Origin of the sequence: Allohahella marinimesophila, from assembly GCF_039538005.1 — a bacterium.
GTDB lineage: Bacteria > Pseudomonadota > Gammaproteobacteria > Pseudomonadales > Oleiphilaceae > Allohahella > Allohahella marinimesophila.
Genome location: NZ_BAABBO010000024.1, coordinates 42,343 through 67,902 on the forward strand (window position 1 = coordinate 42,343; position 25,560 = coordinate 67,902).

At 56.7% G+C, this 25,560-nt stretch carries 19 protein-coding genes; 14 read left to right on the forward strand and 5 right to left on the reverse strand.

What is annotated here, in order from left to right; translation table 11 throughout:
* The first annotated feature begins 21 nt into the window (after positions 1-21).
* From odhB to rluB, 8 genes are all read left to right on the forward strand, one after another.
* Positions 22-1,308 carry a 2-oxoglutarate dehydrogenase complex dihydrolipoyllysine-residue succinyltransferase gene (gene odhB / locus ABD735_RS19850; protein WP_344809790.1) on the forward strand — a complete coding sequence of 429 codons (1,287 nt, stop codon included), beginning with the start codon at positions 22-24 and terminating at the stop codon, positions 1,306-1,308.
* Between the two features lie 56 nt (positions 1,309-1,364).
* Positions 1,365-2,807: a dihydrolipoyl dehydrogenase gene (lpdA, locus tag ABD735_RS19855; RefSeq protein ID WP_344809792.1), complete on the forward strand. Its 1,443-nt coding sequence runs from the start codon at positions 1,365-1,367 to the stop codon at positions 2,805-2,807.
* Between the two features lie 49 nt (positions 2,808-2,856).
* Positions 2,857-4,026: an ADP-forming succinate--CoA ligase subunit beta gene (gene sucC, locus ABD735_RS19860; protein ID WP_344809794.1), complete on the forward strand. Its 1,170-nt coding sequence runs from the start codon at positions 2,857-2,859 to the stop codon at positions 4,024-4,026.
* A complete protein-coding gene (gene sucD, locus ABD735_RS19865) occupies positions 4,023-4,898 on the forward strand; it encodes a succinate--CoA ligase subunit alpha (protein ID WP_344809796.1) in 876 nt (291 codons plus the stop codon). The genes sucC and sucD overlap by 4 nt, the downstream gene beginning before the upstream one ends.
* Positions 4,899-5,034: 136 nt before the next feature.
* On the forward strand, positions 5,035-6,249 hold the full coding sequence (locus ABD735_RS19870; protein ID WP_344809798.1) for a tryptophan--tRNA ligase: 1,215 nt from the start codon (positions 5,035-5,037) through the stop codon (positions 6,247-6,249).
* A 41-nt stretch (positions 6,250-6,290) separates the two neighbouring features.
* Complete coding sequence (locus ABD735_RS19875; RefSeq protein ID WP_344809800.1) at positions 6,291-7,082, forward strand: segregation and condensation protein A; 792 nt, start codon at positions 6,291-6,293, stop codon at positions 7,080-7,082.
* Entirely contained in the window at positions 7,057-7,653 is a 597-nt protein-coding gene (gene scpB / locus ABD735_RS19880; RefSeq protein ID WP_344809802.1) for an SMC-Scp complex subunit ScpB, read from the forward strand. The genes ABD735_RS19875 and scpB overlap by 26 nt, the downstream gene beginning before the upstream one ends.
* Positions 7,650-8,573, forward strand: coding sequence for a 23S rRNA pseudouridine(2605) synthase RluB (rluB, locus tag ABD735_RS19885; RefSeq protein ID WP_344809804.1), 924 nt, complete (start codon positions 7,650-7,652; stop codon positions 8,571-8,573). Before scpB ends, rluB begins: the two co-directional genes overlap by 4 nt.
* A gap of 13 nt (positions 8,574-8,586) precedes the next feature.
* On the opposite strand, the gene ABD735_RS19890 is transcribed toward rluB, so the two are convergent.
* Positions 8,587-9,546 carry a GGDEF domain-containing protein gene (locus ABD735_RS19890; RefSeq protein ID WP_344809806.1) on the reverse strand — a complete coding sequence of 320 codons (960 nt, stop codon included), beginning with the start codon at positions 9,544-9,546 and terminating at the stop codon, positions 8,587-8,589.
* Positions 9,547-9,745: 199 nt separating this feature from the next.
* Here ABD735_RS19890 and ABD735_RS19895 point away from each other — a divergent pair, with 199 nt between their 5' ends.
* The 5 genes from ABD735_RS19895 (at position 9,746) to ABD735_RS19915 (ending at position 20,453) form a co-directional block, all read left to right on the forward strand.
* A complete protein-coding gene (locus tag ABD735_RS19895) occupies positions 9,746-10,459 on the forward strand; it encodes a GntR family transcriptional regulator (protein WP_344809808.1) in 714 nt (237 codons plus the stop codon).
* Between the two features lie 9 nt (positions 10,460-10,468).
* Positions 10,469-14,053, forward strand: a complete 3,585-nt coding sequence (smc, locus tag ABD735_RS19900) for a chromosome segregation protein SMC (RefSeq protein ID WP_344809810.1) — start codon at positions 10,469-10,471, stop codon at positions 14,051-14,053.
* A gap of 57 nt (positions 14,054-14,110) precedes the next feature.
* Entirely contained in the window at positions 14,111-15,373 is a 1,263-nt protein-coding gene (locus tag ABD735_RS19905; protein ID WP_344809812.1) for a cell division protein ZipA, read from the forward strand.
* A gap of 7 nt (positions 15,374-15,380) precedes the next feature.
* Complete coding sequence (gene ligA / locus ABD735_RS19910; RefSeq protein ID WP_344809814.1) at positions 15,381-17,456, forward strand: NAD-dependent DNA ligase LigA; 2,076 nt, start codon at positions 15,381-15,383, stop codon at positions 17,454-17,456.
* Positions 17,457-17,591: 135 nt separating this feature from the next.
* Positions 17,592-20,453, forward strand: coding sequence for a hypothetical protein (locus tag ABD735_RS19915; protein ID WP_344809816.1), 2,862 nt, complete (start codon positions 17,592-17,594; stop codon positions 20,451-20,453).
* Here ABD735_RS19915 and mnmC1 read toward each other — a convergent pair.
* Positions 20,423-22,054, reverse strand: a complete 1,632-nt coding sequence (gene mnmC1, locus ABD735_RS19920) for an FAD-dependent 5-carboxymethylaminomethyl-2-thiouridine(34) oxidoreductase MnmC1 (RefSeq protein WP_344809818.1) — start codon at positions 22,052-22,054, stop codon at positions 20,423-20,425. The two genes, ABD735_RS19915 and mnmC1, sit on opposite strands and share 31 nt — an antisense overlap.
* 101 nt (positions 22,055-22,155) lie before the next feature.
* Positions 22,156-23,406 carry a GGDEF domain-containing protein gene (locus ABD735_RS19925; RefSeq protein ID WP_344809820.1) on the reverse strand — a complete coding sequence of 417 codons (1,251 nt, stop codon included), beginning with the start codon at positions 23,404-23,406 and terminating at the stop codon, positions 22,156-22,158.
* Between the two features lie 111 nt (positions 23,407-23,517).
* Here ABD735_RS19925 and ABD735_RS19930 point away from each other — a divergent pair, with 111 nt between their 5' ends.
* Positions 23,518-24,372 (forward strand): type II secretion protein ATPase, encoded by an 855-nt coding sequence (locus ABD735_RS19930; protein ID WP_344809822.1) that lies wholly within the window; start codon positions 23,518-23,520, stop codon positions 24,370-24,372.
* A gap of 133 nt (positions 24,373-24,505) precedes the next feature.
* Here the strand turns inward: ABD735_RS19930 and ABD735_RS19935 are convergent, their stop codons facing one another.
* Together ABD735_RS19935 and flgM are read right to left on the reverse strand one after the other, a co-directional pair.
* Positions 24,506-24,985, reverse strand: a complete 480-nt coding sequence (locus ABD735_RS19935; protein ID WP_344809824.1) for a flagella synthesis protein FlgN — start codon at positions 24,983-24,985, stop codon at positions 24,506-24,508.
* A 51-nt stretch (positions 24,986-25,036) separates the two neighbouring features.
* The gene (gene flgM / locus ABD735_RS19940; protein ID WP_344809826.1) at positions 25,037-25,351 is read right to left on the reverse strand and encodes a flagellar biosynthesis anti-sigma factor FlgM; all 315 of its coding nucleotides are present in this window, start codon (positions 25,349-25,351) and stop codon (positions 25,037-25,039) included.
* Positions 25,352-25,560: the final 209 nt, after the last annotated feature.

Below are 25,560 nucleotides of genomic sequence, written 5' to 3' on the forward strand. Positions count from 1 at the left end.
AGAGACGACTAAGGATTACGCATGGCCATCGAAATAAAAGCTCCGACCTTTCCAGAGTCCGTCGCAGACGGCGTCGTGGCGACCTGGCACAAGAAAGCTGGAGAGCAGGTCTCCAGGGATGAACTGATTGTCGACATCGAGACTGACAAGGTCGTGCTTGAGGTGGTTGCACCAGCAGACGGCGTGATCGAAAAGATCATCAGAGATGAAGGAGCCGTTGTCGAAAGCGCAGAAGTTCTCGCGATATTTAACGAGGGCGCTAGTGGCACTGCGGGTTCCGGCGATGGCGCATCAGTCAAATCAGAAGATAAAGCGGCTGATGCCCCGAAGGCTGAAAAAGCTGAGAGCCAGGCCCGTCATCAGAGCGGCGGCATTGGGAAGTCCGACTCGGATGGTGAAGTCATTGCGAGTCCAGCTGCCAGGAAGATGCTTGATGAAAATGGATTGAGCGCTTCCGATGTCGAAGCCAGCGGCAAGGGTGGACGTTTGACCAAGGAAGATGTGGTCAGTCATCTTGAAAAGAAGAAGTCGGATACTGGTGCACGCCAGGCCACCGCTGCTGCAAGTCAGCCGAAAGCTGCTGCAGACGATATGCCTGCAGGCGACCGGACCGAAAAACGTGTGCCCATGACCCGCTTGCGGGCCAGTATCGCGCGAAGGCTGCTCGAAGCACAGCACAATGCAGCCATGCTCACGACCTTCAATGAAGTGAACATGAAACCCGTCATGGACCTGCGTTCACAATACAAGGCGCAATTCGAGAAGCGTCACAACGGCACCAAGCTTGGCTTTATGTCATTCTTCGTCAAGGCAGCCACTGAAGCGCTGAAGCGTTTCCCCGCAGCCAATGCCTCCATCGATGGCAGTGATATCGTATATCACGGTTATCAGGACATAGGTGTGGCTGTGTCGAGCGACCGAGGTCTTGTCGTGCCGGTGCTTCGCAACGCGGAGCATATGGGCCTTGCCGATATCGAGCGCTCGATTGGTGAATTCGGCAAGAAAGCAAAAGACGGCAAGCTCGCAATAGAAGATATGACTGGCGGTACCTTTACCATCTCCAACGGTGGTGTGTTCGGGTCCCTCATGTCCACGCCTATCCTGAATCCGCCGCAGACAGCGATTCTTGGTATGCACAAGATTCAGGAACGACCAATGGCTGTCGATGGCGCGGTAGTCGTGTTGCCAATGATGTATTTGGCACTATCGTACGATCACCGCATGATCGATGGCAAAGAGGCCGTGCAGTTCCTCGTCACCATCAAGGAATTGCTTGAGGATCCAGCGCGGATTCTGCTGGACATCTAGAACACGCCGGCCTCAAGTTCGCAGCCAACTCAATAAAGCATTCGGGACATATACAGATGGCAGAGAAATTTGACGTAATCGTAATAGGGTCAGGGCCTGGCGGCTATGTCGCCGCTATCAAGGCGGCTCAGCTCGGTTTGAAGACCGCCTGTGTGGAGAAATGGACGAACGATGCAGGGAAGGCCGTTCTCGGTGGTACCTGTCTCAACATCGGCTGCATTCCTTCGAAGGCGCTTCTGGAGTCATCACACAAGCTGGAAGATGCCAAACACCGTTTCGACGTCCACGGCATCAATGTTGGCGAGGTCTCTGTTGATCTTGGCAAGATGATGGAGCGAAAGAACGGCATTGTGAAGAATCTGACGACCGGCATCGCTGGTCTCTTCAAATCCAATGGTGTGACTTCCATCCAGGGTTTCGGCAAGCTCCTGTCCAACAAGCAGGTCGAAGTGACTGATGCCAAGGGCAACAGTACAGTTTACGAAGCCGGAAACGTTGTTCTCGCAACAGGTTCGAAGCCCATTGAGATTCCACCAGCACCGATCGGTGAACATATCGTCGATTCTGAAGGTGCTCTGAGCTTCGATGAAGTACCAAAGAAGCTCGGCGTCATTGGTGCGGGTGTCATAGGACTCGAGCTTGGTAGCGTCTGGTCGCGGCTTGGGTCCGAAGTCGTCGTACTTGAGGCGCTTGATACCTTCCTGGCTGGTGTCGACCAGCAGCTCGCGAAAGACGCCCTGAAGCAATTTACCAAACAGGGCCTCGACATTCGACTCCGTGCACGGGTTACGGCCACTGAAGTCAGCCGCGGCAAGGTCAAAGTGACCTATACCGATAGCAAGGGTGAGCAGGAAATCAAGGTCGACAAGCTGATCGTTGCCGTGGGTAGAGGCCCCGTCACCGAGAACCTCCTGTCAGCAGATTCCAACGTAAACCTGGACGAGCGCGGCTTCATCTATGCCGACGACAACTGCATGACCAATGTTCCGGGCGTTTATGCTATCGGTGATTGCGTCCGCGGCCCAATGCTGGCGCACAAGGCCTCGGAAGAGGGCATCATGGTCGCAGAGCGTATCGCTGGTCAGAAAGCTCAGGTGAACTATGACACCATTCCATGGGTCATCTATACCCATCCCGAAATTGCCTGGGTTGGCAAGACTGAAGAGCAGTTGAAGGCTTCCGGCGAACCTTACAAGGTCGGAACCTTCCCCTTCGCGGCCAACGGTCGTGCGATGGCTGCAGATGCCACGATGGGGCTGGTCAAGATTATCGCTCACGAAAAGACAGACAGGATTGTCGGTGTTCACATCATCGGTCCGCAGGCTTCGGAAATGATCGCGCAGGCGGTCATTGCCATGGAGTTCGGATCGAGTGCTGAAGATCTGGCGCTGACTGTATTTGCTCACCCGACCCTGTCGGAGGCGGTCCACGAGGCTGCCCTCGCTGTCGATGGGCACGCAATACATATTGCACAGAAGAAGAAGCGCCCTACCGCGTGACCACAACGTCCAGGCGGCCTGATCGTCGCCACGGAGAAGGAAGAGAGTTATGAATTTACATGAGTATCAGGGTAAGCAGCTGTTCGCCCAGTATGGTCTGCCCGTTTCAAAGGGTTTCGCTTGTGAATCGGCGCAGGAAGCCATGTCGGCTGCCGATGAAATTGGTGGCTCGAAATGGGTCGTGAAGGCGCAGGTTCACGCCGGCGGACGCGGCAAGGCCGGTGGCGTGAAGCTGGTCAAGTCCAAGGAAGAGATACGCGAGTTTGCTGAAAAGTGGCTGGGCAAGAACCTTGTCACTTATCAGACCGACGAGAAGGGTCAGCCGGTCAACAAGATTCTCGTGGAAAGCTGCACTGATATCGCCCAGGAGTTCTATCTGGGTGCGGTCGTCGACCGTGGGTCACGACGAGTTGTATTCATGGCCTCCACCGAAGGCGGCGTGGAAATTGAAAAAGTTGCGGAAGAGACACCTGAGAAAATTCTGAAAGCAGTCATCGATCCCCTGGTCGGTGCGCAGCCTTACCAGGGTCGTGACCTGGCTTTCCAGCTTGGCCTGGAAGGCGATCAGATCAAGCAGTTCACCAAGATATTCATGGGTCTGTCCAAGCTTTTCCACGAATGCGACCTGGCGCTGCTTGAAGTGAATCCACTGGTCATCACCAGTGAAGGCAATCTGCACTGTCTCGATGCCAAGGTCACTGTCGACAGCAATGCGATGTACCGCCAGAGCAAGATGCGAGACATGCACGATCCAAGTCAGGAGGATGCACGCGAAGCACATGCTGCCAAGTGGGAGCTCAACTACGTTGCGCTCGACGGCAACATTGGTTGCATGGTCAACGGTGCTGGTCTGGCTATGGGCACTATGGATATCGTCAAGATCCACGGCGGTGAACCAGCGAACTTCCTGGACGTTGGCGGCGGCGCGACCAAGGAGCGCGTGACAGAAGCATTCAAGATCATACTGTCCGATGACAAGGTCAAGGCTGTTCTGGTCAACATTTTCGGCGGCATCGTGCGTTGCGATCTTATCGCTGACGGCATTATCGGCGCGGTCGAGGAGGTCGGTGTAAAAATTCCGGTCGTTGTCAGACTCGAAGGGAACAATGCCGAACTCGGAACGAAGCGACTGGCCGATAGCGGTCTTAACATTATTGCTGCAAAAAGCCTGACCGATGCTGCTGATTCCGTGGTCAAGGCTGCAGGAGGTCAAGCGTGAGCATTTTAATCAATAAAGAGACCAAGGTTATCTGTCAGGGCTTTACCGGCTCGCAGGGTACATTCCACTCCAAGCAGGCGATCGAGTACGGCACGAAAATGGTCGGTGGTGTCACGCCGGGCAAGGGCGGACAGACCCATCTTGACCTGCCTGTATTCAATACGGTTCGCGAAGCTGTAGAGCAGACGGGTGCTGAAGCCTCTGTGATTTACGTTCCTGCGCCTTTCTGCAAGGACTCTATCCTGGAAGCAGCCAATGCCGGCATCAAGCTGATTATCTGTATCACTGAAGGCGTGCCGACCCTGGACATGCTCGATGCGAAAGTGAAGTGCGACGAACTCGGTGTCAGGTTGATCGGTCCAAACTGCCCGGGTGTCATCACACCGGGTGAGTGCAAGATCGGTATCATGCCAGGACATATCCACAAGCCAGGCAAGGTGGGCATCGTTTCACGAAGTGGTACCTTGACCTACGAAGCGGTCAAGCAGACCACGGATGCTGGCTATGGCCAGTCGACCTGTGTCGGTATTGGTGGCGACCCGATTCCGGGTAGCAACTTTATCGATATTCTCAAGCTTTTCGAGCAGGATCCGCAGACTGAAGCCATTGTCATGATTGGTGAAATCGGTGGCACGGCTGAAGAAGAAGCTGCTGAGTACATCAAGCACAATGTCACCAAGCCCGTGGTATCCTATATCGCTGGTGTCACGGCACCTGCTGGTAAGCGCATGGGCCATGCCGGTGCCATTATCGCTGGCGGCAAGGGCACGGCGGACGAGAAATTTGCTGCGCTCGAAAGTGCCGGTGTTACTACGGTCAAGTCACTTGCCGATATCGGCAAGGGGCTGGCAAAAGCCACAGGCTGGAGCTGAGACAGCTCAGACTGCCGCTAACGGTGGTCTGAACTGAACGAAGCACACAAAAAAACGGCGTGTAAGCACAGGATGTTTGCACGCCTTTTTTTATTGTTGCAGGATATCGTCTTTCCATGATTCGACAGGTTTACAAGTGAGTTCGGTAGATTCGCAAAATCGCATCCTTTCGGGCATGCGCTCCACAGGCAAGTTGCACCTCGGCCATTATCATGGGGTTCTCAAGAACTGGGTAAAACTGCAGCACGAGTATGAGTGCTTTTTCTTCGCGGCAGACTGGCATGCGCTGACGACTCACTACGAGTCCCCGTGGGGCATTCAGGATGCTGTTTGGGAAATGATCCTGGACTGGCTGGCCGCAGGGGTCGACCCTGGCTCGGCTACAATGTTCATTCAGTCGAAAGTGCCAGAGCACGCTGAATTGCACCTTCTGTTGTCGATGATTGCGCCCCTGGGCTGGCTCGAACGTGTGCCAACCTACAAGGATCAGCAGGAAGCGCTGAAGGAAAAGGATCTCGCGACTTACGGCTTTCTCGGGTATCCGCTATTGCAGAGTGCGGACATTCTTATCTATCGGGCTGGTCTGGTGCCGGTGGGTGCCGATCAGGTGTCCCATATTGAGCTGACTCGCGAAATCGCGCGCCGCTTCAATCATATCTATGGGCGGGAACCTGATTTCGAAGCTCAGGCTGAAGCCGCTATCAAGAAAATGGGCAAGAAGACTGCCAAGCTGTACGTCAACCTGCGAAAGAAATACACCGAACAGGGCGAGGATATCGCCCTCGAAACTGCTCGAGCATTGGTGCGGGATCAACAGAATATTTCATTGAGCGATCGCGACCGGCTGTTGGGCTATCTCGAAGGCGGGGGCAAGGTGATTCTGCCGGAGCCACAGGCTCTGTTGACGCCTGACTCGAAGATGCCGGGCCTCGATGGCCGGAAGATGTCGAAGTCCTATGGCAATTTCATCAGTCTCCGGGAAGATCCGGAAGAAGTCGCACTGAAGATCAAGACCATGCAAACTGATCCGCAACGTGTGAGACGCAGCGATCCCGGCGATCCTGACAAGTGTCCGGTCTGGCAACTGCATCAGGTGTATTCGCCTGACGCCACCAAGGCCTGGGTATGGGAAGGCTGCACCACGGCAGGCATCGGCTGCATCGAGTGCAAGAAACCTGTTGCCGAAGCGGTCATCGACGAGCAGCAACCCATGCGCGAACGGGCCAAGCGCTTCGAAAAAGATCCGCGTCTCGTGCGCAGCATTATTGCCGACGGTAATGACAAGGCGCGCGATGCCGCGAAACAGACGCTCGAAGAAGTGAGGCAGGTCATGGGCCTGGGCTACGACTGAGCGATACTGCATCGGGCCAGCAAGCCCTGCCACTGGGGATCGTGGATGGAGAGCCCTATCTCGACACGCCCCAGGATCTCTATATACCGCCAGATGCGCTCGAGATCTTTCTCGATCAGTTTGAAGGCCCGCTGGATTTGCTGCTGTATCTGATCCGCAAGCAGAATGTTGATATCCTGAATATCAACCTGACGCATATCACCAGGCAGTACATGCAGTATATCGAAGCCATGCAGGGGCTGCGTTTTGAACTTGCGGCCGATTATCTGGTCATGGCTGCCATGCTGGCCGAGATCAAGAGCCGCTCGCTGTTGCCGCGTCGTCAGGAGGCTGAAGCGGAAGAGGATGACCCACGGGCTCAGCTCCTGCGGAGGCTACAGATTTACGAGCAATTCAAGAACGCGGCCGACCGAATGGATGAGTTGCCGAGAATGGACCGGGATTTTGTGGCAGCTTCTGCCGAAACGCCTGTGTTCAATCTGCACCGGCCACTGCCAGAGGTAGAGCTGGACGATCTGCTCGCAGCACTCAGAACCGTGTTGCACCGTTCCAGTCTGTTCGAACACCATCAGATCAAGCCTGAAAAGCTCTCTACGCGCTCGCGCATGGCGAGCATTCTTGATCTGATTCAGAGCCGGCGTGAGTCAGGGGGGAACAGGTTTGTGGCTTTTTCGGAACTGTTTACCCCTGCCGAAGGGCGTGCAGGTGTGATCGTCAGCTTTGTCGCTGTTCTTGAGCTTGTGAAAAGTCACATGATCAAACTGACCCAGAATGAAGCCTTTGGGCAGGTGTACGTCAGCGCCATCAGTGAGTCTGTTTCAGATGACGCTTGAATACATTGTAGAGGCGCTACTGTTTGCCGCCGACAAACCTTTGTCGATAGCGGAACTGCTTGCGCTGGTGAACTCCCGTGAGCTCAACGCCGATGCCTTGCAGATGCAGACTGCACTGGACACATTGATGGAGCGCTACAATGGGCGCGGGGTTGAATTGCAGAAGCTCGCCAGTGGCTATCGTTTCCAGACTAGTGTGGCTGCCAGTCACCGGGTGTCTGCGCTGTTCGATGAACGGCCGCCGCGATATTCGCGCGCCTTGCTCGAAACGCTTGCCATTATTGCCTACAGGCAGCCAGTGACCCGTGGAGAAATAGAGGATATTCGAGGTGTCGCGGTCAACTCGTCCATCGTGAAAACGCTTCAGGAGAGGGAGTGGATCAAGATTATCGGTCACAAGGAAGTGCCAGGCCGTCCGGCCTTGCTGGGAACCACCAGGCAGTTCCTCGATTACTTTAACCTGCAAAGCCTGGAACAGTTACCTACGATTGCTGATACAGGCGAATCCGCAGATGGCCTGGTCGACAGCCTGACGGATGCATTGAAACAAGACCCCGGAGTTGTCCATTGAGTTCTACCAGTTCTTCCCATACAGCGGCCACTGAAAAGCTGCAGAAAGTGCTAGCGGCAGCCGGTATCGCTTCGCGCCGTCAGGCAGAAGTCCTGATTTCCGAAGGACGCGTCAAGGTTAACCAGCAGGTGGCTGGTCTCGGCGATCGAGTTGGGCCTGATGATGTCATCAGGCTGGATGGTCATGTCATCAACAGGGTCGCCAAGGCTGACGAAGCTTCTGTGCAGGTGCTTGTACTGAACAAGCCAGAGGGGCTGATCTGTTCACGCAATGATCCCGAAGGCCGGCCGACGGTGTTCGACAAGCTCCCGCGCCCCGTCAGTGGCCGCTGGATTGCCGTGGGTCGACTGGATATCAATACTTCAGGGCTCTTGCTGCTGACGACTGACGGTGAGCTGGCCAACCGCCTGATGCATCCATCGTATGAAATTGAACGCTCTTATCTCGTGCGGGTAAACGGCCGCGTCAACGATACCATGATCACTGCCTTGCAAACGGGTGTCGAGCTCGAAGATGGGCCAGCCAAGTTCGACAGCATCCAGGTCAACCCGAGTGATTCGAGTAACCAGTGGTTCATGGTGAGTCTGAAAGAGGGCAGGAATCGCGAGGTCCGACGTTTGTGGGAGTCGCAGGGCGTGATTGTCAGCCGCTTGAAGCGGGTCAGCTACGGGACCCTGTCGCTGCCATCACGGCTTCGCTCGGGTCAGTGGGATCTGCTTGGTCAGAAGGACGTGACCGCGCTCTACAAGGCCGTGTCGCTGGAACCGAAACCAGTGACTGTACTGGCGCCGAAAGTTCAGGAGCGGGTTGATCGTGCCCAGAGGAAGTCAGCTATCAAGGCGCCGGACAAGCGAACTCAGGCACCGAGAGAGAAGTCTTCGAGGAAGAGCTATCGCGCAGACGAAGGCCGCCATCGCTAGAACGCCCGACCTTTCAGCCCAGGTCTATCAGAACCTTGTTCCGACCTGACTGTTTGGCCTTGTAAAGGGCGCGGTCAGCTCGTGAAAGCAGGTCAGAGCGGGTGTCTTCAGGTTTGTAGGCAGAGACACCGAAGCTGGCGGTACAAGGGATCGTGGCGCCGTTGAACGAAAAACGGTGGGACTCGATTTTCAAACGCAGTCGCTCGGCAATGATGGATGCGCCCTCAGCATCAGTTTTCGGCAGGATAATACCGAACTCCTCGCCGCCAAAGCGGAAGGGAAAATCCGATTCCCGACAGACTTCCTGCATGATAGTCGCGGTTTGCATCAATACCGCGTCACCGGCCATATGACCGTAGGTGTCATTGACCATCTTGAAAAAGTCCAGGTCCAGCATAATTACCGACATTGGTTCTGCATGTCGGAAAACCAGCGCGATTTCGCGTTGCAGCTGCCCGTCCATCGCCATCTTGTTCGCGATACCGGTTAGCGGATCGCGCATGGCCAGATCCAGCGCCGCCTGGTAGCGGATGGCATTTCGCAGCGGGTAGATCAGCGCCGAGAGCATGCACTCGAAGTCGTTCAGTTCGTCCGCGCCCAGCTTGCTTGACCGGAAAATAGTGAGTTCACCCAGCTGTTGGCCCTCGAGCTTGAGGCCATAGTTTGCCGAATGTCTGGCTTTCTCGTTTCGTGCCAGCGTCGTATTTCGACCCTGATAACTGTACTTCATGCGATCAATGCTGAGCCAGTCGGCCGCTTCGCTAAAGAATATGTCGAGAAGTTCAGCGAGGTCGAGCGAAGTCTGCAGCTTGCGAATGAGTGATTGATTGAGGCGGTCGAGCTTCAGTGACCTGGGCTCGCGACTGCTTGCAAGTGTGATGATGTTCTTCTCGACCATGGTGGTTCCCGCGTCCTGGGTGTGGCAAAACAACTGTATTCGTTGCCGTTCTGCTGTACATGAAGCGTATTTCATGCCACTTTCCAAAACTCTATATGAAATATAGGCTTGCAATTGCAGGGTTGATGTTCTCGCCAAGAGTCAAGCAAAATCGGCGGCGCCGCGTCAATATATTGCCGCCAAGCCACAGGGCGCTCTGTCACAGGCCAGACGGCACTTTCAAGTGCTCGACCTTGTGATATAGTGGAATGCAGTTTTTCAATCGGAACCATCAATGAGATTTCAGGCCGCAGAAAGCCTGGCCGAGCAGATCGCCCAGTATATCGGACAACAGATCATTACCGGCGCGCTTGCGCCGAAACAACGCGTGCAGGAGCTTAAGGTCGCTGGCGAACTCAATGTCAGCCGTGGGTCTGTGCGTGAAGCCTTGCTACTGCTCGAGCGACGCCACCTGGTCAATATCTTTGCTCGGCGCGGCGCTGTCGTGGCTGATCTGACCGCGAGCGATGCAGAATCACTTTACGATATGTACGCCTCGCTGCTCGCCACCCTGGCGAGGCTGACAGCTCAACGTTGGCAGCCAGATGAACTCGCTCCGCTCGAGGCTCATCTTCGTCATCTGGAGCGGCTCTCGAGTCAGGTGGAAATTAACGCCGAGCAGCTGGTAGAAGAAGGTTTCGGTCTTATGGATCTGTGTCTGCCGATTGCAAACAACCCATTCCTGACGGAGACGCTGCAGAATTTTCGCTTCGCGGTCAGTCGAATGTATTTTTTGGCGACAAAAGACAATCCCCAGGAGTTTCGTTATTCCGTACGCTTCTTTTCAGGTGTGGTAGAAGCGGTCCGACTCCGCGATCCAGACACCATCAATCGTCTCGTTAGCGAATTCGCACAGCACCAGAAACAGCTGCTCGTCTCATTTCTGATCGCATCAGAAGGTGGTAGCAGTCGAAGTGCGTGGCAATCTGCTCCAGTCCCACAGGCCTGATCCGGCAGCATGCGACTCAAGTCCATCAAGCTGGCTGGTTTCAAGTCATTCGTCGATCCTACTACGGTACGCTTTCCCGGTAACATGAGCGCTATCGTGGGTCCGAATGGTTGCGGCAAGTCCAATATCATCGACGCGGTACGCTGGGTCATGGGCGAAAGCTCGGCCAAGCATCTGCGAGGCGAGTCGATGGCGGATGTCATTTTCAATGGTTCTACGGCCCGCAAGCCAGTCTCGCAGGCGTCCATCGAGCTCATCTTCGACAACTGCCTCGGCCGCGTGACTGGTGCCTTTGCGCAGTATGATGAGCTCGCCGTGCGGCGCATGGTCACCCGTGATGGCGTCTCGGCCTATTACATCAACGGCCAGAAAACCCGCAAGCGTGATCTCACGGACCTTTTTCTGGGCACGGGTCTGGGGCCGCGCAGTTACGCCATTATCGAGCAGGGCATGATTAGCCGTCTGGTGGAGTCGAAGCCGGAGGACCTGCGCGTGTTTGTCGAGGAGGCTGCGGGCATCTCCAAGTACAAGGAGCGGCGCAAGGATACTGAAAGCCGTATCCACCGCACCCGCGAAAACCTCGAGCGCCTGCAGGACGTGAGAGACGAGCTCGGCAAGCAGTTACAGTCACTGCAGCGCCAGGCGCGAAATGCCGCGCGTTATCTTGAATACAAGGCGAGCGCGAAACAAGCCGAAGCCAGGTTGGCCGCCATTCGCTGGCAACAACATCAGGCGAGAGCCGAACAGCTGTCCGCCTCTGTAGAAGCCTATAACGACCGGATCAAGGACAGACTGCTGGGCCGTCAGGCGACCGAAGCCAGTCTCAGCGCAGGGCGCGAGCGACTTTCGGCGCTGCATCAGGCAATCGACGCAGGGCAGGCAGCCTTCTATGGTGCGAGCGGCGAAGTGGCTGAATGCGAACAGGCACTGAATAGTCGCACTCGCGAACGCAGCACACTGCAGCGTGAACGCGAGACGCTGGCTCTGGAGCTTGCCGCACTAGGTGAAGAGATTGAACGCGAACAGGTCCAACTGGAAGAGTTGCTCGAGGAGCAGGAAGCCATTGTCGAAGCTATCGAAGTGCTCGCTGAAACGGTACATGAGGCAAGTGCCGAGCGGCAGGCTCACTCGCAGACGCTCAGAAGCGAACAGTACACACTGACTGAAATGCAGACGCGGCGCCGGGAGTTGCAGCGGGAAGCCGAGCTCAAACAGTCGCTTCAACAACAGTCCGAACGCCTTCTGGCTCAACTCGAAGATCAGCTCGAACAGGCTCGCGTTGCGCTGCAGCAGGACAACGACGATCAGGGCGATGAGCGTGCGCTGGTCTTGCGTGGTCAGTTGGCTGCGGCACAGGCTCGAATCGAGGAAGTGGAGCAGGCGCTGGAGGATACTCAGACGCAGATTGCAGCGCTACGAACCCAGCTCGAGGAAGTCCGGCGCGAAGGGCAGCTGCAGCAGCAGAAGCAGCAGGCCGCCGAAACCGAGACGCGGATGCTTGAGCAGTTGGAAAAGGATGCGCTGAAACGGCAGTCCGGATCCATCCGTGACTGGATCGAAAAGGCACAGAAAGCAGGGCTGACATTGACGCCGCTACGTCAGCTCGTCAAGGCCGACCCCGCGTGGGAACATTGCATCGAGGCGCTACTGCAGCAACGCCTGAGTGGCTACCATATCGATTCGCACGAGACGCTACAGGGTGTCGATCCTGCGCTGCTGGCCAATCTACCGGCCGGCCTGGTGCTGACGACAGCCAAAGCGGCATCGGATGCCGTTATTGATCAGCCCAACGCGGCCTTCGAATTGAAGGCACCTGCGGGGGTGCTTGAATGGTTACAGGGGGCTAGACCCGCTGGCGGTCTTCATTCGGCATTGGCAGACGTCGCCCAGCTGGGCGCGGGAGAATACTTCTGTACCGTTGACGGCGTCACGGTTGGCCGAAGCTGGATCTGTGCTGACACCGTTGGCGCCAGTTCAGCCGACAGCAGCACCAAAGGCGCGACCGACAGTCTTCATGGTGCGCTTGGCCGACAGCGTCGCCTGGCCAGTCTGCAGGTGGAAGTAGAAGCTGGACAGATGGGACGCGAGGCGGCGGACAGCGCCTTCAAGTCCCTGCAATCAGAACTCGACAGGCTTGAAGCCGCCCAGCGTGAGTTCAATCAGGTTCTACGTGAAACCGGGCAGGAAGAGAGTCGCCTGAAGACATCGCAGACCGCGCTCGAGGAAAGCCGCAAAAAGGCTGAAGCGGCGCGCGACCGGGCTCGCCAGCAGATCGAGTCCATACAGGAAAAGCAGGCCCGTGAAGAAGCTCACCGGCAAAGCTGTAAAGTAGCCTGGAGCGATGCGCTGCAGTCACTGGATACGCTCATTCCCGAACTGGATGCGTTGCAGAGCGATGTGACCACCTTGCAACAGCAGCATGACAGTGCCGCGAGCGAGGTGCGCCAGCAGGAGATACGCCTTCAGGAGTTGAGGCTCGCGCAGGAAGGTCTCAAGGGCCGGGTTGGAGGGTTGCAGACTAGTCTCGCCAAGAGCCAGCAGGCCGAAGCGCGAGGCCAGGCACAGCTGGCGCAGATGAGTCAGACGCTCGAAAAGGCTCAACAGAGCATTCCCGAACTTGAAGCGGCCCTGCCTGGCCTGCTCGAAATACGGAACCAGCAGGAGCAGGCGCTGGCTAAGCTGCGCGCTACGCTGAGTGAGCTCGAAAGCGATATTCGCGAAGAGAACACTCGCTACGGCTCTCTGGACGAAGAGCTCCAGTCTCTGCGCGGAGAACAGGAAAAGCAGCGACTGGAACTCGTGTCATTGCAGCACGGTATGCAGACGCAGATCGACGTGCTCGACAGGTTGGACGAAAGCTTGGGCACGCAACTGGAACTTCTGGCCAACGACGAACTGGAAGTCAGCGACCAGGCTGGTCTCGAACAGTCACTCATGGGGGAGCTACGGCAGACCGAAGAGCGCATTCAGAAGCTCGGCGCCATCAACCTGGCGGCGGTGGAAGAGTATGAGGCACAGCAGCAGCGAGCAGAATACCTCCAGGCCCAGCAGGAAGATCTTGAAACGGCGCTGACTACGCTGGAAGATGCGATCCGGAAGATTGACCGGGAAACCAGGCAGAAGTTCCGGGAAACCTACGACGCCATCAATGAGGGGCTGCAGCAGCTGTTCCCGAAAGTCTTCGGCGGCGGCGAAGCCTATCTAGAACTTACGGGCGATGACCTCCTGAACACCGGCATTGCTATCATGGCCCGACCTCCCGGTAAAAAGAACAGCACCATTCATCTGCTGTCGGGCGGCGAGAAAGCATTGACTGCAATCGCACTCGTGTTTGCCATCTTCAGGCTGAATCCTGCGCCCTTCTGTATGCTGGATGAAGTCGATGCCCCGCTGGACGACGCAAACGTGCTGAGGTACTCGAATATCGTCAAGGAAATGTCAGAACATGTTCAGTTCATCTATATATCTCACAACAAGATAGCAATGGAGCGCGCAGATCATCTGCTCGGCGTGACCATGCACGAGGCTGGTGTCTCAAGAATGGTGGCAGTCGATGTGGAAGCGGCGCTGGCGATGGTGGAAGAGGCTGGTTAAGATGCAGTTCATATTCCATCTTTATTTTTTATGCATGACAAGAAAGAAGGCAGCTGAATGGACATAAGTCTCCGTGAATGGCTCATCATCATTGGTGTCCTCATCATCCTCGGTGTCATCATCGATGGCCTGAGGCGTATGCGCCTCGGTCGCAAGGATCAGCTTCAGATGAGCAGGCGCCTTGGCGGCGATCTCGGTGATGCCTCCCCGCTCGATGAGATGGAAAATCCCGAGCTGCCTACCCGCGGCTTCCGGGTTATTCGTCGAGGCGAGGATTCAGCCAAATATGCAGAAGCAGCCCGGGCTTTCGAGCAGGAGCAGGCGCAGGCGCGAGAGCACCACGAACGTGTCGAACCAGGCTTTGATGAGGATGGCGGATATGACAAGGCTGATGAGCGCGAAGGCGATCCGCTCGGTTACAGTGAGCAAGTCGAACTAGATGAGCAGGTAGAGGATGACGAGCGTTCAGGTCGGGCCTATGCCAGCGATGAGTTTGAAGAAGGCGATTACGGCCGTGGTAACGACAGCGATGACGATGATATTGACAGCGATGATCGCTACGACAATGCCGAGACTGACGCCCATGAACCGTTGATGAGTGAGGCCGACAGCGCTTTCACGACGGCAGGCGAGCGTGAAGCCGTCGAGCAACCCATGCATGCCGAAGACGATGAAGATGATCGTGGCAGCCGCTCTGGCGGTGTTGGTCGTAAGGCGTCGGGGCCGGCAGGTCTTTCCTCGGCCTCTGGCAAGACCGCAGCCCCGAAAGAAGAAAGCCGGTTCAAGGAGCGCTTTCTGCAGAAGATGGAGCCAGTTCGTCGGATGACGGAAAAAGTGCAGTCGATCAGTCGCGCCAAGCAACAGCAGCAACCTGCGAAGCCTGCGTCGAAGCTTCAGCATCTGACCGTAGTCAACGTCGTATCGAAAGACGAGCAGGGCTTTGATGGCGCCACACTGGACAGAATTCTCAAGGCTGTCGGCATGCAGCGAACCGCGCAGGACACCTTCGTACGTCATGAGGATGATTTTGATGAAGGCGAAGTGCAGTTCACGCTGGTCAATGCGGTCGAACCCGGCACCTTCCCGAAAGACATGATCAGCTTCAGAACGCCGTGTCTCGCGCTCATCCTCGTGTTGCCGGGACCCGACAATACTATCCAGGCCTTCGACTACATGATCGAGATTGCGCAGGTCATCGTGAAAAACTGCAACGGCGAGCTGCTCGATGCTGATCATAGTGCGATGACGAGCCAGACTATCGAGCACCATCGCCAGTCCATCCGTGAGTTCGAACGCAAGTCCAGGTCGGTGAAGGTCTGAACTGCCGGTGACCAGCCCAGCACAGCAGGCAGCGCAGCTCAGGGCAGAGCTGCTCGAGCACAACTATCGCTATTACATTCTCGACGCTCCGAGCATTAGCGACAGTGAGTACGATCAGCTTTTCCGTCGATTGAAGACGCTCGAGGAAGCTGATCCCTCACTCGTCACACCAGATTCGCCAACCCAGCGTGTTGGCGCCAAACCCAGCAGCAAGTTTCGCTCTATCAAGCATCGACTGCCGATGCTGTCGCTGGACAATGCCTTCAGTGAGGATGAGTTCCGCAGTTTCCACCAGCGACTCGTTGGCAAGCTCGAGGCCGGGTCCGATGACGATGAAGAGGCCTTGAATCAGGACCTCGGTTACTGCTGCGAACCCAAGCTCGATGGTCTGGCAGTGAGCCTGGTGTACGAAAATGGTTTACTGCAAACCGCGCTGACCCGGGGCGACGGCTACGAGGGCGAGGACATCACCGTCAATATTCGCACCATACCCACGGTTCCAGTAAAGCTACGCGGTAGCGAATTTCCAGAGGTGCTTGAGGTTCGTGGTGAGGTACTGCTGCCCAAGGCTGCCTTTGCCATGATCAATCGTAATGCCGAGGCGGCCGGTGAAAAGGTGTTTGCCAATCCTCGGAATGCCGCGGCTGGCAGTCTTCGTCAGCTCGATCCGAAAATCACCGCCAGTCGCCCGCTCGAAATTTTCATCTATGCCACAGGGTATCTCTCGAACGAGGCAGATTGGCCGGATTCGCACCATGAACGCTTGATGCGCCTGCGCGAACTGGGCTTCAGGATCAACGCCGAAATCGCGCTGGTGAGTGGTGTCGATGCCTGTCTGAACTACTACGAAGTCTTCGCGAAAAAGCGGCCTGAGCTGCCTTACGAGATTGACGGTATCGTCTACAAGATCGACTCCATCAGCACGCAACAGAGGCTTGGCTTCGTATCGCGGTCACCGCGCTGGGCCATCGCCCGTAAATTCCCGGCCGAAGAAGTCCAGACCCGCCTGCAGAGCATCGATTTTCAGGTTGGCCGAACCGGTTCTGTCACGCCTGTTGCTCGACTGAATCCGGTGCTGGTGGGGGGCGTCACTGTGAGTAATGCCACCTTACACAATATGGACGAGATCGCGCGACTGGATGCCCGGCCCGGCGATGATGTCATTCTTCGGCGTGCCGGTGACGTCATCCCGCAAATTGTTTCGGTCATTCCAGCGCCAGCTGCTGAACGCGGAGAGCCCGTCGCTGCGCCTACTCATTGTCCAGTGTGTGGTGCCGATGTCGAGCGTGAGGAGGGCAATGCCGTAGCCCGCTGTAGCGCACCCTTGAGCTGTCCCGCGCAACGGAAGTACAGCCTCAGCCACTTTGCGTCGCGGCGTGCCATGGACATCGAAGGCCTTGGCGAAAAAGTCGTGGAGATGTTGCTCGAGGCGAAGCTTGTCGAAACAGCCGCCGATCTTTATCTGCTCAAGACCGATCAACTCGAAACGCTTGATCGCTTCGCCGCCAAATCGGCCGCCAAGCTCGTCGAAGCCATTGCTGCCTCGACTGGCGCGAGCTTCAACCGGGTCATCTATGCACTTGGCATTCGGGAAGTCGGTGAAACGACGGCCCGCTTACTGGCCTCTGCCTTCGGCTCGATGGCTGCTTTGCGCGAAGCCGATCAGGGCGCGCTTGAAGAGATTCACGATATCGGACCAATCGTGGCCGGTCATGTCGTCGAGTTCTTCGAACAGCCCGCCAATCTTGAGGTCATCGACAAGCTTGCTGCAGCCGGCGTGACCATGGCCGAACCTGAAATGCCCGCAAAAGCGGAGGGCGCAGGGTCGGCACTCGCGGGGAAGGGGAGCCCCTTCGAAGGTTTGCGTGTCGTCCTCACCGGTTCACTCGAAACGATGACCCGGGATGAAGCCGAAGACCGAATGCGTGCGCTGGGTGCCTCCACCTCATCGTCCGTCTCAACGAAGACTGACCTGTTGATCGCGGGCGCGAAGGCTGGCAGCAAGCTGAAGAAGGCCGAGACGCTTGGTGTGAAAGTGATCGATGAAGAAGAACTTCGCGCAATGCTGGCGCCGTTCGAATGAACTGTCCTCAGCTATGAGCAAAATACTGGCTCCAAATGTGATCACCCGCGTGTTTTGAGCCAGGCGGACTAGAGCCCCGCCAGGAAAACCCATAGTATTTCCCGTCAACCCTGAGTCATCAAGAACAACTGGCCTATGCCCATTACTCGTCGTACCTCACGATCACTGTCGCAGCGTTTGCTTGCCGGCGGTACTGTTTGTCTCAGTCCGCGTCTGCTGAAGGCCTTCGTTGGCCTGCTATTCGTGACACTTCTCTCGGCTTGCGACAACGAAGCTTCCGTGCCGAAGATGCAGATTTTTGGCAATCCACCGGCCAACGCCACCATCGGTGTGGTCTACGAATATCAATTCGGTATCAAGGGCGGCGACGGTCTGTTGGAATACTCGCTTACGAACGCACCACCATGGCTTTCGGTGGAGTATGTCGAAAACCGGCTGCTTCGTGGCATCCTCATCAAAGGTACCCCGGGAATTTCCGGTAAGGGCACAACGGATTACGAAGGCACCACTGGTGAATTTGAAGGTATAGAACTGAACGTCACCGACGGAAAATCCGTTGGGCGACTGCGTTTTTCCATGAGTGTGCGGCCGAACCAGGTGCGTCTGCCAGGTCGAACCTTCGTCGAAGGCGAAACGATGACCCGCCCGCGGCGTCTCATCGACACAAATAGCAGCGGTACCGAAGACCCGGGTGAAGTCTATGAAGACGAGCCGCTCTGTCTGCTCGATGAAGCTGGTCAACCGCTGCTGAACGATGCCGAACTGGCGTTCCTGGAGTCTGATCTGTTCAGGGAGTTGACTCAACGGGAGCTGAATCGTCGACCGACATTGCAATACCTCGACCTTACCTTGTTTGAAGCCTCCGTTATCGATGTCGAAGGTAACTACCAACTCGCGGAGGGCGAATTTCAGGATAACTTCAGGCCGGGCGTGGACAGTGTCAGCGAGATTGTCATTCCAGCCGGACTCACTGAAAAATCCCAGTTCGAAAATGCAGCGTCATTGTCCGAGCTTGAAGCCGCTACTAGCGGACTGAAGACGGTCCGAATCGACGCCGGTCGTTTCATATTCCCCGCTGGCCGGACCAAGTGCCATCTGCTCCTTGTCGTTGCAGACGATACCGAGGCAGAACGTGAGGAGACCATATCATATCGACTCAACGGTATTGTCGGCGGCCTGCTGGAGCAGGAAACGGGTGCTGGCTCCATCAGGGTGAAGGACAATGAGCCGTCTGTTTCATTTACGGTAGACAAGGCGAGTGTAGCGCGCAACGGCATTACCAATGTTATCGTTGAACTCGACAAAGCCCCTGAAGTCGATGCCACAGTGCGTTTCCTGGTCGATGAAGTGGCCTCCACTGCAGAGTTCGGTCCTGACGGTGATCTGACTGTCCGTCTGCGTCCTGAGGACATCGATAGCGGCACTGTTTTGAGCGATGATCTTATCGTGATAGACGGTGGCTTCGAAGTGCGATTCAACGTGAAGGACGATACTACCGATCCTGTGTTGCGCACCGAAAGGCAAAAGCGTATTCAGTTGGTGGGCCAGCAGCCTGCTACTGGACCTGCGGCTCCATTCAAGAGCGACCCCCTGGTGCAGTTTTCAGCAGAGCGGACCGGAACCGTCAACCCGCCCCCTACGGATACCAATTTCCAGGCGTTCATCAACGACTGGTTGACTCCCTATGTGGCCGGTACAGGCCCTTCGGGCAAGACCCAGGGTTTCGAGGCAACGGTGCTGGATGAGGCCATTCTCGCTGTGGCAAGCCCTGGCGCCGATGGCCTGATGGCGTCGCAGATTACCTTGCTGGATCGCAACGGTGTCGTGGCTGAGCAGATCTTGCTTAACAGCCCGGGGCTGAATGTCGAGATCAAGGATATTGCCTATCGGTCGAGTGGAATTCTGGCGCGTAATGATTTTGTAGAAGAGCTCTTCACGCTGCTTGAGGTCGATGGTCTGTTCACGGGGCCACTCGACCGCCTTGGACCAGATGAGCTCGGTTCGGGCGACCTGGTCGTCCAGAAACTGAGACGGATCAACCGGTCAGGAGGCTTCCGCATCGTCTGGCAAAAACAGTTCGGTACCATTTTCAATGAATATGGCGGTGAACTGGCGCTCGACAGTGAAGGTGGGGTCTTCGTGGCTGGCGGTACCCAGGGCGATGCCCGGCGTACCAATCAGGGGGGCTATGATGCCTACCTGACCAGGCTTTCTGCCAATGGCGAGCAGATGTTCGAGCAGCAACGGGGCGGCTCGGCAGATGAGGTCTACAATGCTGCGGTCAGTGTTGGCGGGAGCGATGTGGCGGTCGCGGGAACGCTGGACAGTACCGCCATCACCAGCGATTCGACGAACCTTCTGGACATACTGGTGGCGTCATTCAGTGACGACGGCACCGTAACCCGAGCGGACCAGTTCGGCACTGCCTTCGATGAAGTCGGGCGTTCTATATCGAATGTGGATCGCGGATTCATCGTTGTCGGCGAAACCACCGGTGCCATTGACCTGAGTCTGGTCAAGGGGGACATCCGTCCCGACGCATTTGCCTTGTATTATCCAACGCTCGCAGCACCGGAAGCCGTCATGCAGCTGGTGTCGCCAGGTGACGATGGCGCCATGGACTCGGACGCTATCGAAGAGCAGACCTATTTCGGAGGATATACCGGCGGCAAGCTTTTCGAGGGTCAGGCCTATTCGGGCGATATCGACGCCTGGAGCGCACGCTACGATATTCGGGACAATGAGGAAATCAATCGCAGACGTTTCTTCATGGTATGGGAACGCCAGCGTGGTAGTGCTGGCGCAGAGCGACTGGTCAAGCTGGAGGCTCTCGATTCGGCGAAGCTGTTTGAAGTTATCGAGTATGCTGCGGGCGGCGAAAATTATGTCAGCATTGCGCCGGTACGCACCCTCGACGGCGGGGACCTGGCTAGCTGTAACCTCGCCATCAATCCGGATTGTCCACCTCAGCCAGTGCCGCCAGTCGAAGGCGAATAGCCCTTCAGCGCGGCCCTGCGAGCCCAGCGTCGAGGGTCGCAGCCGTCGGCGAGATCAGGCTCTAGCGGAGTAGGTTCACCCAGAATGGTGCAGGCCAGCTGCTCTGCCAGCAGCGGCGCCAGCGCCAGTCCCTTGGAGCCGAAGGCCGTCATGAACCAGAGTCGGCGGTCTCCAGAGAGCGTTTTGGCGATTTCGCTGTCTGGCTGTTCATTGATGCCCAGGTGTTCTCGGAGGGCCTGGCCCACCACTGGCATGTAGTCGGTCGACGCGCAGCGTATGGCTGCCCGCTCTTCGCGATGCAGCTGAGTCGACTCAAGTCTTGCAGCCAGTTCTGGGAGCGTTTTCGCCAGCTGCCGGCTATTGTCGGCCATCTCGATCTCGCTGATCTCCCTGTCAAGCCTGTTCACTGCATAGCTCGCACCAAAGGTTAGCCATGTTGAGTCCGCTTCGCTCTGTAAGGGCGGCATCACGTAGCCATCGCCACTGAGCACCTGTTTGGGCATAGCATTGAGCGTTGTCGAATCGTTGGCCTTCACTCGAATTGAACTGATCTGACCACGAATAGGACGGAGCGGCAGCGCGGAAGGTGACAGTGGGTCGTTTGCCTGAGGATGCCCACCCGCCCATACCACAGCATCCCAGTCGGATTCATTCAGATGCTGTCCGGTTAGCACCCTCAGGTCATGATGCTGCAATAATCGCTGGCACAGTTTCGCAGGCTCCAAGCTCCCGCCATGAGGCATGGCGGCGGCAGGGCAGTCGAGCTGCGCGCCAGCCATGTCTGCGGCTTCCTGCCGCGCCAGCGGCCGTATGAAGCGCTGCGGATATATAGCCTGAGCGTGAAGTTGAGCGATTCGCTGTAGTTCGCGATCATTCTGAGCGAGATGCAGAACACCACAGTGCGACCAGGGCTGCTGGGTCGACTGAGTCTCGGCGAAATGCCGCTGATAGAAGCGGTGGGCAAACAGATAGCTGAGCACGTGCAGGCGGTTTTCACGGGACCAGGCGAGGGCGGGCTTGATGTACAGCGCCCCCTGTCGATTGCCTGAGGCGCCAGTATGGGGTGTCGAACTCCTTTCAAATACACTGACCCTGGCGCCTCTGGTGGCGAGCGCTGCCGCCAGGTTGCAACCAGCCAGTCCGCTACCCAGAATCGCGACGCGTGGCTTCCACTGGTCGTGGAGACGGCGCACACGGCAGGTCTCAAGGGTCGCTGCTACAGTCAATCCGTCAGACAGCGCCTCAGCATCCTTCGTTATAAGCAGATCCAGAATGACCTGCCCGCCAGCCAGCACAAGCCGCTGGCTGGCTAGAAAGGCTAGTGGATACTCACGGGCAAAGTCGTCCTGTAGGCGCCGCAGCTCAGGGACGTCTGGCAGTAGCTGTGTGAACTGCGGTTCAGTCAATAGCCAGTCGCAGAGCGTCCGCAGCGCTTCGGGTGAGAGAAGGTGTTCGACACGTGCTCTGCAGTAAAGCCTTGAAGCCCGTGGTGTGGTTTGGACGAAGCGCAAACCAAGGGCCAGAAGGAGCAAGGGGAAGACCTCACCCTGGGATGAAAGATCAGCTTCGAACACCGCTGCCGGCGCACCTACGTCACTCACCGCATGGTCGAGCCACTGGGCGTTCAGAGCAGTGGCTACTGCTTCAAAACGATGTCGAAGCTGCGGGCTCAGCGCCTGTTCCGCCGCGAAAAACGGGGTGTTCAGTGCCCAGCCTCAACCGTGCTAGTGGCTTCGACCTGATTGCCGCCAGCACGTTTGGCCTCACGTAGATTTCTGTCTGCACCCTGGATGAGATCCTTGATGTCAGGCTGCTTATGGGGCCAGAGCGTCATGCAGCCTGCGCTGATAGTGACATGTGAGTGTTTCGGTGCGTCCTCGTGAGGCAGGCTCAAAGAAGCCACCGTGTCGACGATCGACTTACCGAGCAGCAGGGCGTCCGCCGGGTTGATGTCTGGTGTCAGCAGTGCGAATTGCTCACTGGAATACCGACAGAGCAAATCACTCTGTCGTCTGGCCCTGGACTGAATGGTTTCGGCGACCTTCAGCAGGCAACGATCTCCGCTTGCGCGGCCGTATTGCTCGTTATAGTGCGTAAACGCGTCTATATCGAACAACAGCAGCGATAACGATTGTCGGCTGCGCTTGGCTCGCAACCATTCGTGACTGAGCTGACGATCGAAATGACGCCGGTTTCCCACCCCGGTGAGATCATCCGTCAGGCTCAGTTGTTCGATCTGAACTCGCGCGGCCTTGAGTTCTTCGCGCTCGGTCACTAGCAACAGATCCTGTAGAAACACTCGACGGCTTTCGCGCTCGAACCGGTAGTTTGCCAGCAGCACGATGATTGAGAGCACGGTGTAGACCGCCATCACATAGACGCTTTGTTCCGCCGGCAATCGGATCCACAGACTGGTCGCGAAATACTGCATGTACCACATGCAGATGACGATGATGAGCGTGATCTGAAAACGTAGCCGCGTCAGCAGGCAGATGAACAGCAGTAAAAGCAGGGGGCCGAGCTGATAGGTGAAATGCAGTTGTTCCGCAGCCACGCCAGTAATGAAGAGTAGGGCGGCCTGAGAGTACAGCGAAAACAGTACCAACAAGGAAGGGTACAGCGCGCCCATACGGGGCAGTATGGTGCGCACACCAATAGCGAGTACCGCCAACAGGGCGAGAAGTAATGCGCCTGCTCGCAATAATATGGTCAGCCAGGCCTGGTCTGGCATGGCCCAGAAATCATTGACGCCTGAAATGAGAATGAACAATGCGCCCAGCAGGGCGAACATTCGATTGGTACGAGCGTGCCGTGCATCGTGCGAGATGAGGAAGGCCTGTTCGAGCTCAGCCGGAAAACTCAGCCGGGACGATTGCTTCGCCAAGGCCTGCGCGGCCACTTCTGCCAGGGCTGAAGGGCGCGATTCTGTGATCTGGTTCCGGACTGTTTGCATAGCTTCACTGCTCTTTTCAAACACACACAACTCTTAACGCCAAACGCCTACCAAGTTATCAAACCTTGGACCAGACTGAGATCATTACAGATGTTCCTGGAGAACGCGGTCATGTTAGCAAAATTCAACAACAAAAGTGGTAGCGACTCGACCCTGCGTGACTCGCAGAAACTCGCATCGATGACTAACTCAAGGTTAGGCCAGATTCTGGTCAACCGTGGCTATGTTACACAGAAACAGCTCGATCTGGCGCTGCGGCAACAGGCCGAAGCAGTACTGGCCGGCCAGGGTGAATCTCTGAGGCTTGGTGAATTGCTGGTAGCCGAGTCGCTCATTACTGAGCGGGATCTGAAGCGGGCCCTCAGGCAACAGTCACGGCTGCGATTCGCAGCGACTGTTCTGGCAGCGGTCAGTGCGCCCCTGCAGCCCATGCTGGCGATGGCTGCAACGACCACGGCTCCGGTCATTGTTCCTGCACCGAAATCTACCGAGTCCGTCGCCGCAAAAGGCTACTTGATTGCCGGCCTCCAGCCAATGGCCGAGTCGGAGATGGCTGGTGTAACCGCCCAGGGCTTCGATGACAGACTCGCCTCAAGACTCGATGGACAGATGCCTGTAGGCTACGAAGCCGACAAGCGTGATGTTCGACAGGCATCGGCACGCGAATCAGAGCAGGGGCTGGACGGCGTAAAGGTGTTGGGTCAACTTGGCAAGGTACTGCTGCCAATCACTCAGGTGCTCGACTCGGACATTGAGGTGGTCGGTGTTCATATCTCTGAAGATCGTATCAAGCCATTGTTCGATGACACTGGCGCAATGAATGTAATTCTGCCAAACCTCATTGAACGGGTCAGCTTCCGGGATATCAGGCCCGCCGGCCAGGTCGGTGGCCCCACCTTCGGTACGATTCAGCTTGAAGGCATTCGCTTTAGCGACGAAGCCAGCATCAAGATTCGACCGTTCTAATCTTGCATCAGACAGTACACTAAACAGAAAAGGCGCCTCATCGGCGCCTTTCGGAATTCACGGCGCCTCGGGGCGCTGTTTTTGTGTCATTGCTCAGTAGGCATCATATGCTTCTACCGGCGCTGATACCGGGTCAGGCGCTGGCAATGGCCTGGCCGTGTCCAACTGCAGCTGCCGCTGTCTTTGCCGCTGCGCCGTAGAGTGAGGGCGCAGCCGACTTGCCACGTAACACATCCATGATGCGCTCGACCCGCTGTTGGCTCAGCTGAATGATCTTTTGATTGACGCGGTTAAGACCGCTGACGGCCTTGAGCAGATCTTCAGCTTCGGTCAGAAGCTCGAAAGCCTTTGGCACACGCTCACGTGCGAGCTGTCGGAATTTCTCGATGCTGAGATTGTTGGCCTTGAGCCAGGAGGTCTTCAGGGTAGCATTCTGTTCAATCTGCTCGAGGCAAGCGACTTTCTTCTCGCCGGCAAGTTTGAACTTTTCGAGATCGCCCTGTTCGAGGAAAGTTCTTTCGAAGCGGAGAAGACGCTGGAGCTGCTGAAGGCTCGCAATATCTGAACGGAGGATGTCCAGAAGGGACTGAATGTTTACTGCCTGGTTTGACATACGGTTGCCTGCTTCCTGACCTGTGGGACCAGTCCCACAGGTACGTCATTACTAGAAGCTAAGCAACTTTCCTGCCACAGATCGTGAGTTGACCTGATATTCACCAGAATCGATTCGAGCCTTGAGATCCGCAACGCGATCCGTGTCCACTTCAGGCAGATCGGAAATCTGACTCTCAAGCTTCTGCAGGCTGCGGGCCTGGGCGCTCAACACCACGGAGTCCCCCGGAGCGGACTTGCCTTTTTCAGGTGCAGGCGCTGCCGGCTTGGCCTGAACACTGGCTTCACGCGTCTTCGCCGCATCTTTGGAAGCAGAACTAAGGGGATTATCTTTCCCCGGAACGCCACTGAACCCGTTGATATTCATGAGTTGATACCTGCTGTCGTACAGCTGTAACCTGAATTTGTCTGCGCATTCCCAGCGCCCATGTACGATATATCGGCCACCGATCGAAAAACTTTAGCTCTGAATGCAGAAATTTCTTGAGCGGCAGTTTTGCGCCAGTAGCTACTATTGCAGTCCGCAAGAACACCTTCCGCTACGGCGAACATTTGCCGCCAGTCCACACACCACCT

Bases quoted from the DNA above. Each gene is read 5' to 3' on its own strand.
- odhB (WP_344809790.1), top strand. From the start codon at position 22: ATGGCCATCGAAATAAAAGCTCCGACCTTTCCAGAGTCCGTCGCAGAC.
- lpdA (WP_344809792.1), top strand. From the start codon at position 1,365: ATGGCAGAGAAATTTGACGTAATCGTAATAGGGTCAGGGCCTGGCGGC.
- sucC (WP_344809794.1), top strand. From the start codon at position 2,857: ATGAATTTACATGAGTATCAGGGTAAGCAGCTGTTCGCCCAGTATGGT.
- ABD735_RS19890 (WP_344809806.1), bottom strand. From the start codon at position 9,546: ATGAAATACGCTTCATGTACAGCAGAACGGCAACGAATACAGTTGTTT.
- ABD735_RS19895 (WP_344809808.1), top strand. From the start codon at position 9,746: ATGAGATTTCAGGCCGCAGAAAGCCTGGCCGAGCAGATCGCCCAGTAT.
- smc (WP_344809810.1), top strand. From the start codon at position 10,469: ATGCGACTCAAGTCCATCAAGCTGGCTGGTTTCAAGTCATTCGTCGAT.
- ABD735_RS19905 (WP_344809812.1), top strand. From the start codon at position 14,111: ATGGACATAAGTCTCCGTGAATGGCTCATCATCATTGGTGTCCTCATC.
- ABD735_RS19915 (WP_344809816.1), top strand. From the start codon at position 17,592: ATGCCCATTACTCGTCGTACCTCACGATCACTGTCGCAGCGTTTGCTT.
- ABD735_RS19925 (WP_344809820.1), bottom strand. From the start codon at position 23,406: ATGCAAACAGTCCGGAACCAGATCACAGAATCGCGCCCTTCAGCCCTG.
- ABD735_RS19930 (WP_344809822.1), top strand. From the start codon at position 23,518: ATGTTAGCAAAATTCAACAACAAAAGTGGTAGCGACTCGACCCTGCGT.
- ABD735_RS19935 (WP_344809824.1), bottom strand. From the start codon at position 24,985: ATGTCAAACCAGGCAGTAAACATTCAGTCCCTTCTGGACATCCTCCGT.
- flgM (WP_344809826.1), bottom strand. From the start codon at position 25,351: ATGAATATCAACGGGTTCAGTGGCGTTCCGGGGAAAGATAATCCCCTT.